At 48.7% G+C, this 9,134-nt stretch carries 7 protein-coding genes; all 7 read right to left on the reverse strand.

The window, feature by feature from the left end; genetic code table 11:
- Positions 1 to 1,338: 1,338 nt before the first annotated feature.
- The 7 genes from VN379_RS21035 to VN379_RS21065 all read right to left on the reverse strand — a co-directional run bounded on the left by VN379_RS21035 (position 1,339) and on the right by VN379_RS21065 (position 8,901).
- Positions 1,339 to 2,505, reverse strand: coding sequence for a 4Fe-4S binding protein (locus tag VN379_RS21035; RefSeq protein ID WP_325537504.1), 1,167 nt, complete (start codon positions 2,503 to 2,505; stop codon positions 1,339 to 1,341).
- A gap of 8 nt (positions 2,506 to 2,513) precedes the next feature.
- Positions 2,514 to 3,398: a 4Fe-4S binding protein gene (locus VN379_RS21040; RefSeq protein WP_325537506.1), complete on the reverse strand. Its 885-nt coding sequence runs from the start codon at positions 3,396 to 3,398 to the stop codon at positions 2,514 to 2,516.
- Positions 3,395 to 3,988: a 4Fe-4S dicluster domain-containing protein gene (locus VN379_RS21045; RefSeq protein ID WP_325537508.1), complete on the reverse strand. Its 594-nt coding sequence runs from the start codon at positions 3,986 to 3,988 to the stop codon at positions 3,395 to 3,397. The genes VN379_RS21040 and VN379_RS21045 overlap by 4 nt, the downstream gene beginning before the upstream one ends.
- On the reverse strand, positions 3,989 to 4,675 hold the full coding sequence (locus VN379_RS21050) for a molecular chaperone TorD family protein (protein ID WP_325537510.1): 687 nt from the start codon (positions 4,673 to 4,675) through the stop codon (positions 3,989 to 3,991).
- Between the two features lie 71 nt (positions 4,676 to 4,746).
- The gene (locus VN379_RS21055) at positions 4,747 to 5,625 is read right to left on the reverse strand and encodes a dimethyl sulfoxide reductase anchor subunit family protein (RefSeq protein ID WP_325537512.1); all 879 of its coding nucleotides are present in this window, start codon (positions 5,623 to 5,625) and stop codon (positions 4,747 to 4,749) included.
- A gap of 4 nt (positions 5,626 to 5,629) precedes the next feature.
- Positions 5,630 to 6,205, reverse strand: a complete 576-nt coding sequence (locus VN379_RS21060; protein ID WP_325537514.1) for a 4Fe-4S dicluster domain-containing protein — start codon at positions 6,203 to 6,205, stop codon at positions 5,630 to 5,632.
- Between the two features lie 2 nt (positions 6,206 to 6,207).
- Positions 6,208 to 8,901: a molybdopterin-dependent oxidoreductase gene (locus VN379_RS21065; protein WP_325537516.1), complete on the reverse strand. Its 2,694-nt coding sequence runs from the start codon at positions 8,899 to 8,901 to the stop codon at positions 6,208 to 6,210.
- Positions 8,902 to 9,134 lie beyond the last annotated feature (233 nt).

Here is a 9,134-nt window from a genome sequence, read left to right on the forward strand (position 1 = left end):
TCCACCAGCTCCGGCTCGCTCACTAGTATCATAATCGCAAGAAATTTCAATATTATTAATTGGAATAGTTGTTAAAAGGGACATATTCACACCTCCCTTAAAAACATTTGTCCTGATTATACCACATTATTATTAGAAAGGCACAACTCGCTCATGACTTCTTGAATATTACGGCTCTCGAGAGCCATGATTCCGAATATCATTAAGCCACGCCTTGAACTGACCCCCAAAAATTAAACAAAATTTGTTGTAAATAATCTCAAGTTATTAGGCAGTACGTCTTTACGATAAATCTTGTCGTATAGGGCGTGAAATCTGTGCTTCTTGTTTACCTTGGCTGCAAGGTATAGCTTCCTCTGAAGTTGTCGAACTTTATCGATGGTGTTGTTAGCCTTGTGGGCATTCACTCGCTCTTACCTCCGTCGAAAGCGTGAACAAAGTTGAGCCCCTTTCCTGGCTAGAGTTTTGTTTCTCACAACTTTTGTTGTGATGAGTAGGGCCTCTCCAGTTCCGGACGCTGCTTTGCATACATGCCGCCACTTCGTACACCGACGGGTTCTTTGAGAGTGCTTTTCAGGTTCTTCCTCTCGTCCATGGCCTTCGCACCAACACACAAGGCTCGGCTCCCGCTTGCTCCCATCTCACGACAGGCCAAAGATTTCGATGCGGCAGTGTTCATTTTCATTACGGCCTGCATGCTTGCCCGCAGTCTGTTTGACTGCTTACCCCTGCGCTTCTATACCCAGGATTTCTCCTACGCATGGCAGTTACGCTAACGGGCTCCCTGACGATTACCCGCACCGGACTTTCACCGGCTAGCAACGTCCAGCTTCGCTGGACGCGATGTGTTTTCTTTTCAGCAGAACTGTACACTCCATGGTGTTAATGTGTACGCAGCATCATTAACAAAACCGTTCTTAACTCTGTAGTCCCCTGAACCCTTGGTATATAAGGCTTTTAAAGGTGCTTATTTAGCCCGTCCCAGTGAAGATGAAAGGTTTTTAACCTTACCGGAGGGATTTGCATGGTGGAGGCGATCCGTGACCTTGCAAATCCGCCTATTTATTTTGCCAAACATTCTAAATAGCGCGGTCAGTCGATGGTCTAGGTTGAGTCAACTGCCGCCCCAGCTGTTCTCGCCTTCGCTGACTCGATCATCGCTGTAAAGTGCGCGAAGATACTGGTGAAAACTAGGCTTTACACTTCTCTGGTGGTGGGTAATTCAAAAAAATAGCCCGTATCACGAAAAGTGGTACGGACTCACTTAATTTTGAGGATAAAACAAGTACAAAGTAGGGCTGCGGTTAACTTGGATTCAAGTTTTCACATAGCCCCTTCTCAATTTTTAACCGCGCACCCCAACAAACGCGCCATACGCTGTTCTACCGGTTCAAATAAGTTATTAATATCTTCCTGTTTTTTTACGATGAGCACTCGCGGCCTTTGGGCAAGTATGGTGTCCAGGGCGACGGTTGAGATCATTTCGATACTTCCACCGCAACAGACATCCTGGCATAAACCACATTGCGTGCAGCGCGACGCATCCAAGGAAACGCTCCAAAAGCTATCCTGCTTGTGAATAACCATGGCCTCAGTCGGACAAACGTCAGCACAGGCTCCACAGCCATTGCAGTTATCAGCAATGCGGATATCTCCCCAGAGGCTGCTCGAAAAGTCTGCCGGGTCCGGCGGGCTCTTAAGTTGTTTTAGCAAGTTAACCAACGAGGACCACTTATCCGGCCAATACTTCGACTCTACCATGGAATTTTGCCGTACAATACTGCTTTCCGGTTGCTTATCAGCGGCACCGGAGATAATTTCCGGAAGCACCTGGCTAAACAGGCTTGTACTTTTTCTTTTAAATGCGGTGAGAAAGTCGCGGCGGGACATACCTGTCACCTCGCCTGCCGTGATAGGCAGAGGTTTGATTTTTGCCGGAATCTTCTCCGTAAGTGCAATCACGTTAGGATACTGCCAGCGTTCCAATAACCGGTTTGCCGTATCAGCCATTGTCTGCGACAGGCTGCAAAGCTTGTTCTGCAAGCAATTTGCACAGGAGGCATTGAGAATGGCCACGTTGGTTGCCCCCCGAAGTACTGCATTGACAAGAATGGCTTCATCGCACCGCGCGATACACTGCACGGCGATAGCACGCTGACGCTCGGCAGGATGGATTTTAAGATAGGCCTCACAAGCGAAAGCAACCGCTTCCGAGTGCTCCACATGCAGAGCGACCAGTGAGTGTAACTCGTTATAAGAAGGCAGCTTAGCAGAGAGCGCACCGCCGGGGCAGACTGAAGCGCAGGCACCGCAGCCGGTACACTTTTCGGCGAGTAAGGCAAAGCCTTCCGAGCAAAGGATGGCACCATGGGGACAGATCGCAAAACAAAGCTGGCAAGAGCTGTGAAGATGCCGGTTGCGCAGGCACCGCTCTTCATGCACGACGATCCCCCGCTTTTCCAGCTTGATACAGGCTTGTGTAAATTGTTCGAGTTTAGACAGCATGTAAGCATTCACCTCCAGGGAAATCGAATCGCCTGAACCGGACAGTTATCTGCACATTCTCTACACTTGGTGCAATCGCTGATCCCCCCTGTTCCTAGGCCGGTCTTAATATCAATATCAAAGCTACAAGCACTACGGCATCGCTGACACTTGTTTTCAGTGCCTGCTTCCAGACAGAGGGAACGATCTACGGTAGGCACAAGACTGCGGTTGAACCTGCTAAAGATGCTGAGCAAAGTTCCGACGGGACATAGTTGGCTACACCATTTTTTCAAGAGTACAAGTTCAATAATGACGATAGCAGGAAAAACAATGAGATCCATGGTCGGTTCGTTGAAATGAATGAGGCGCATCAAGGCAAATAATGTGGCAAAGACGAGTCCAATCGGACAGATCAGACAGAATACGGGGAAACCGCAAATGGCGGAAGTCCCTAGGGTTACACCGAGAATAATGAGTCCTGATGAGGACTTTTTTTTAGCAGCAGGACCCTCTTGAAAACCTGCAACCTCTGCTGCCTCACCTTCTTTAAGAACAGGCTGCGGTGATCCGTCCTGGGAGCTATCCTTTGTACTGGCCGATTGGCCTTCATCGATTTTGTTGACTAATAATTTTCGCACCAGAGGAATGGGGCAGACCCAGCCGCAGAAGACACGGCCCAGCAAGGCGGTCAGTACCGCGATCACGAGAAAAGAAATGAGCAGATGCGGCATGACATCCCGGCTGGCAAACGCTGTTTCCAGATAGCCCAGCGGGCAAATTGCGGAAATATTCTCTACGCCGAAAGCAGAAAATGACCCCGTACCGGCACTTTTGAGCGCACCAATCATAATTGTGATCGCCACGACCGCCATGGATGTCAACCTAAGCGTCCTTGTTCCATTCCTGTTCATATGCTTTTATCCCCTCTCGCAGCAATGGGTGTGACGACAATACCGCGAACATTGCCGCCAATATATGACCTCATCACCAACGCGGGGCAGACTTTCTCGCAAATACCGCAGCCGTTGCACTTATGGGGATCGACTATAGGGCGACTCTGTCCGTCAGGCGTGATCGCTTGATAGGGGCACGCCTTCATACACACCTTACAACCGCCTGAGTCCCAGGCAATGCAAATATCCTTCTTCACTATCGCCAGACCAATCTTTACAGTCTTGCTGTCAAAAGGGGTCAGCGCCCGGGTGGGACAGACCTCTACACATCTGTTACAAAAGTTGCAGTAGCCGAGATGATACTTCATCACCGGCGTACGTGCATCTAAGATGCTGTCCGATAAATTCGCCAATCCGATTACAGAAGTTGGGCAGACACTTCTACAACGGTCACATCTGAGACATCTCGAGATAAATAATGCCTCGTCCTGGCCTCCCGGGGGACGGAGCAGCGCCTTATGCGGCAAGAGTTTAGAGGCTTCTCCAAGTCCGAGAAGAAGGGCAAACGCTCCTCCGGATATTTTTAGGAAGGTTCGCCGTGAGGTCATCTATGCGCCGACCTCTGGAACAGTTTCTTCAATTAGCTCTTCAAGGATAGTGCGTTCCAATCGTAAGTAGCCAATAGTTATGTTGGCAACAGCTTTATAAAGCCCTGTTTCGGCATACTTCTCGATGTCGGCACAAAACGCAGGAACCCAGTTTAGCAAATGCTGTCCAAGGAAATCCGCCTGCTCTTTAAGGCAAACGGAAACTGCCAGCCAGTCACTCACAGCCAAAGCTTGTTGTGTCTCCTGGCATAGGTACGCCATGAATTCAAGTTCAAGGGCGATATGATCTTCCGGAAAATCGAGCGTTTCCAGCTTGGTCAAGCCTTTTGCGCGGTAGGCTGCTACCACTTGATCACGCGCATCTTGCATGATCAGTCGCTTTGGACTTGTATAAACCGACTCGTACGGATAGGCAGCATCGTTTCCGGCTATCCCCGCCCCAAGAAATACCCTCGCGTAGTCCACAGCCAGATCGGTCAATGGATCGCTATTGAGATGCAGACAATACGCGCTAAGCATCCGGTATCCTTGGGCAAGTTCGTCTTCACCACACTCGTCAGGAAACCACATGCCTTTCATCTGTTCAAGTAACGTCTGATCGACTTCAACCTGGTAGAATCGTCCTAAAAACCGGTACAAACTCTCCCTGTTTTCCATAATTATTGAGTACTCTGATATTTTCTCCACGTTCTTCCCTCACTGTTTTATCACAGTCGGGGAAGAGATGCGATCTCTTCCCCACTTTTATCATTTTAAATTTAAAAATATTGCTTAATACTGCTTCCAAGCAAAAACATTAAGGCCCGAAAAGCAACGCCTGCTGCCAGAACGGAGCATAGACCAACTTTAGCCAACATATCTTCATTATTTTTCGTGTAAAACTTGGTCAGCAACGCTGCGGGAACCACTAAACCAAGCAGCACCAATCCACCCCAGAAAAGCGGTGCCAGATTGCCTGCCAAAACCCTCGTGACGGAGCGAGTCACATCAGGGTAAGGCGCCATGGCTATGTGGACCAAGTACGCAACGAGTACTACCGCTTGCATGGCAAGTGCGATCAGCGTCGCCCGTTTTATCATTTCCGTTGTTGCTGCTGTTTCTATTGTCGCTGCCGTTTCCGTTGTCGCTACTTTGTAGTTTGCTGTACGTGCAAGCAATACGCTGATACTGAAGCAACCCATAACGGCTGCTGAAGCCAAATACAATGCCGGCAGAATCAATGTGTTCCATGCAGGTATGGATGCCATTACATAGGCATCGCCATTAACGAAAGTAAGTACGGCTGCAAGTACCGCACCAACGGTTCCGATCATTTTGCATGTCCCAGCAGAAGCGTCTCTCCGGAGTGCCAAAAGATAAACGATTATGGCTAGACCCAGCAGAAAGCTCATCATGGATTCCATGAAGATTCCGGAGGTTGGATGACCCAGCGCACCAAACATCCGCTCCGGATGGCCTAAGTGCAGGGTGCTTGCCACGCCACCGACGCCGATTGACACAATCGCAACCAGCGAACTTACAGTTCTAATTTGTTTTGCCTTGCCATACCATTCAGTCAGGATAATAGAACCAACAAAGGTTCCACAGCCAAGTCCGATAAACAATGTAAAGAAAACCAATGGCCATTGAATACTCATATGCTCACTCCCTCCATGCGGCCGTTTTGCTATGCATAATATACCGGGCAGAAGGACGGTTTCCGACATCCGGCAGGACATGCACATTTTCGTTGCCAGCTTTTTGGATGACTTTGGCAACATCACTGTTGGGATTATCGATGTCGCCAACAAACCGACAGGACGCCGGGCAATTTTTGACACAGGCCGGCTGCTCGCCATTGGTGTGCAGTTGGGCGCACAGCGTGCACTTTTCCACTACCTTTGTCTCTTCGTTGAAGGTACGGACTCCATAGGGGCAGGCCATCATACAATACCGGCAGCCGATGCACTTTTCCTTGTCGATGAGGACAACTCCCTCTTCGCTCTTATAGGACGCCCCCGTCGGACAAACCTTAACACACGGTGCGCTCTTGCATTCCTGACACATGGCCGGCAGATAGTACATTTGTAAATTCGGATACGTACCAGTCGGCCCCACTGTCAGCACTTTATTCCATGTACAGCCAAGAACAACACCATTTTCCTGTTTGCATGCCACTTCGCATGATTTACAGCCAATACAGCGATCTAAATCAACTACCATTGTTCTTTGTGTCATTCTTATACCTCCTTATCCTTTAACGGAGTAGGATCAGAAGGCTCAGGCAGCCAGGCCTTGAACTCCTCCGGTTTCAGCCAAACGCCTTTAGGCGGACCATCAGCTTTCGATACCTTGACGAGATATCCTCTGAGGGTATACGTGCCTATAACATCATTGAATGGAGCATCATTCTTGGAAAGTACGTTAACGTTGACTTCCTGCCAGCCATGCGTATCCGTGTTTAGGGTTTCCGGCGTCCAAAACCTTTCCATATAGACCACTCCGGGATTAATTCCCTCCGTTACCCAAGCTTTAGCCTTAATTTTACCGCGCTGGGACTCGACATTCACCCACTCACCCTGGGTAATTCCATATTTTTTAGCGGCCTTGGGGTGAATCCATATTTCAGGAGCGGGATAAATTTCTCTTAGCCAGGGAATGTTCCGCAACGTTCCATGATGGAAATATGGCAGCCGGCCGTTAGTCATAACTAGCGGGAACTTCTTGGCAAGTTCACTGCCTTCCAGCGGACTTTCAAAAGGCTCCTCGAAATATGGCAGCGGATCATAGTCTTTTGAGGCCGGCGGCAGCGGGTAAGGACTTACCGGAGCCCCTGTCCGCCCTAAAGTGATGAATGCCTCGCCGTAAATCTCGACTTTTTGACTTGGCCGGCCGAAACCTTTAGGCTTTCCAGTCTTCGGATCAATCTCCTTGTACGTATAATATCTGCGCCATTTTTTGATAGGCATGGCTTCATAAGGCACTTTTTGAGCAAGTTCCTTAAATGTCATACCTAGTTTTTTCTTGCAATTCCAGTCAAGAAATTCCTCCATGGAGTCCCAATAAGGCTGTTCCGGCGCCGTTTTTTCCAGATCAAACGCATCCTTACAGGCCTGATGCCCCAGTTCTCCGCACCGCTTGGCAATTTTAGACCAGATCACAGTTTCATTCATAGTTTCATAGGTGTGCGTAACCGCCTGCCGCACGAACAACATGTTGAGCGGCGGAACGACATAATCTGACTCCAGCCACTCCGTAGTCGGCAGCAGAACATCGGCATAAGCTGAAAATGATGTAGGATACATATACATGTGAACAATGAAATCCATCTTCTCCAGGGCTTCAATCCATGACGATGCATTAGCAAGCATGGCAAGTTTATTGCCGGAACGCTCAAGCCATACTTTTACCGGATAAGGTTTTCCTGTCTTGATGGCTTCCAGAACAGTCGGATTGTGGCAAGATCCCCATGAATTCGCGCCCTTATACTCAATGCCGCCAAGACGTTTTTTAAATTGTTCAGGCGATATGAATTTATACAGCGGTGAAACAGCAGAATCAGCAAATTTGACATCACCAAAGTTTTGGAGAAGCGCCCCTGGTTTTTGTACATAGCCCATCATTAAGTCCAGCGCACAGGCTGCCATTGCTGCCTGTGCCGATTGAGGGTTCTGATCGGTAGCAACGCCAAGGCTGAGACCGCCAGGGCCCTGGGCATAAATTTTTATGGCTTTTTCAATCTTATCTGCTTCAAGCCAGCAGATTTCGGCCGCCTTTTCAAGCGTAAACGGTTCGCATCGCTCTTTATAAAGCTGGAGGCCGGTCTTGCATTCAATGCCATTAACCGTAAAAGCACCAAACAACTCGGGTTCAAGATTGTCATCCCATGGATAAGGCAGCGGTTTGGCTGATTGAGTCTTTTTATCCCATACCACATAAGTATTAGAATCACCACCAGGTGTAATATCGCTTTCACGGAGACACATTTTTGTCTGGGTGTTTACCAGGAATGGGAGGTTTGACCACTTCATTACAAATTCTTCGTCATAGAGTTTATGATCAATAATATATTTAGTCCAGCATAGTTCGAGCGCCACATCGGTGCCCGGTCTGATTGGCAGCCACACGTCCGCTTTGGCAGCATCTGCCGTAAAGCGTGGATCGACAACAACAGTCTGCACGCCTCTTGCTCTTAGTTCTGCAACCGCCCGGCCGCCCTGAGAGGGACTATTATAGGCGGGACATGCTCCCCACAATACCAGTGATTTCATTGGCGTATCTTCGTGAAAGTAAATTTCATGAGCTTCGCTGTCTGCGATACTGGTAGTTTGATACCACATTTCTGTTTGTCCATACATCAGTTTGTAGGTAAGCGTTCTTGGCATATAACACTGTTGAGCGCCTGGCTCAAACCAGTTCGGTGTACCGAATACGCTGGCAAACCTTCTGACACTGCCGAATTCCGGATTTCCACCGCCGCCGGTTGTGCAGAGTACGGCTTCGGCGCCGTATTTTTCCCGAACGTCCATGAGCTTTTTAGCGATGGTGTCAATAGCCTCTTCCCAGGATACCCGCTTCCATTTGTTTTCACCGCGCGCACCGACACGAACCATCGGGTACTTATTGCGGTTTGGATTATAAAGTGCCTGTATACCGGCAAGTCCTTTGGCACAAACCCGGCCTCTGGTCATTGGCTGATCCGGATCACCTTCGAGCTTAATCAAACGACCGTCCTTCACATGTGCCAGGATGCCGCATTTGCCAATACATCCCCGGCAACATGTCCTAATGATTTTTGTCTCTGATGTTGTTGCAGGTTCCCCTGCAGCTTCCGTTCGCGTGAGTCCGTTCAGCGAGCTGCCAAGCGCGGCCGCAAGCCCAGTTACGGCAGTCGCTTTCAGAAATTGTCTTCTGCTAAGTACTAATTGTTTCATCTTTTCTCCCCTTTACCGATGAATATCAGGCGTGAAATCCGATCGTATATAAGCCGGCTCCTTCCCCCCTTCCATAAATTCTCTCGTTCTGGATTGTTATAGACACTGTACAGTATTCGTTTTCGCAAGTTTCATGCCATCCGCCTAGCACCCGTAATAACTGGTATAACAGGCTTGGCAAACTATCATTTTCAACTTACTTAGTAAAAAAATTAGATTTTTTCTCAAAATTA

Source organism: Sporomusa sp., assembly GCF_035561255.1.
Lineage (GTDB): Bacteria > Bacillota > Negativicutes > Sporomusales > Sporomusaceae > Sporomusa.

Coding starts and splice junctions, on each gene's coding strand:
- VN379_RS21035 (WP_325537504.1), bottom strand. CDS start 2,505: ATGCTGTCTAAACTCGAACAATTTACACAAGCCTGTATCAAGCTGGAA.
- VN379_RS21040 (WP_325537506.1), bottom strand. CDS start 3,398: ATGAACAGGAATGGAACAAGGACGCTTAGGTTGACATCCATGGCGGTC.
- VN379_RS21045 (WP_325537508.1), bottom strand. CDS start 3,988: ATGACCTCACGGCGAACCTTCCTAAAAATATCCGGAGGAGCGTTTGCC.
- VN379_RS21055 (WP_325537512.1), bottom strand. CDS start 5,625: ATGAGTATTCAATGGCCATTGGTTTTCTTTACATTGTTTATCGGACTT.
- VN379_RS21060 (WP_325537514.1), bottom strand. CDS start 6,205: ATGACACAAAGAACAATGGTAGTTGATTTAGATCGCTGTATTGGCTGT.
- VN379_RS21065 (WP_325537516.1), bottom strand. CDS start 8,901: ATGAAACAATTAGTACTTAGCAGAAGACAATTTCTGAAAGCGACTGCC.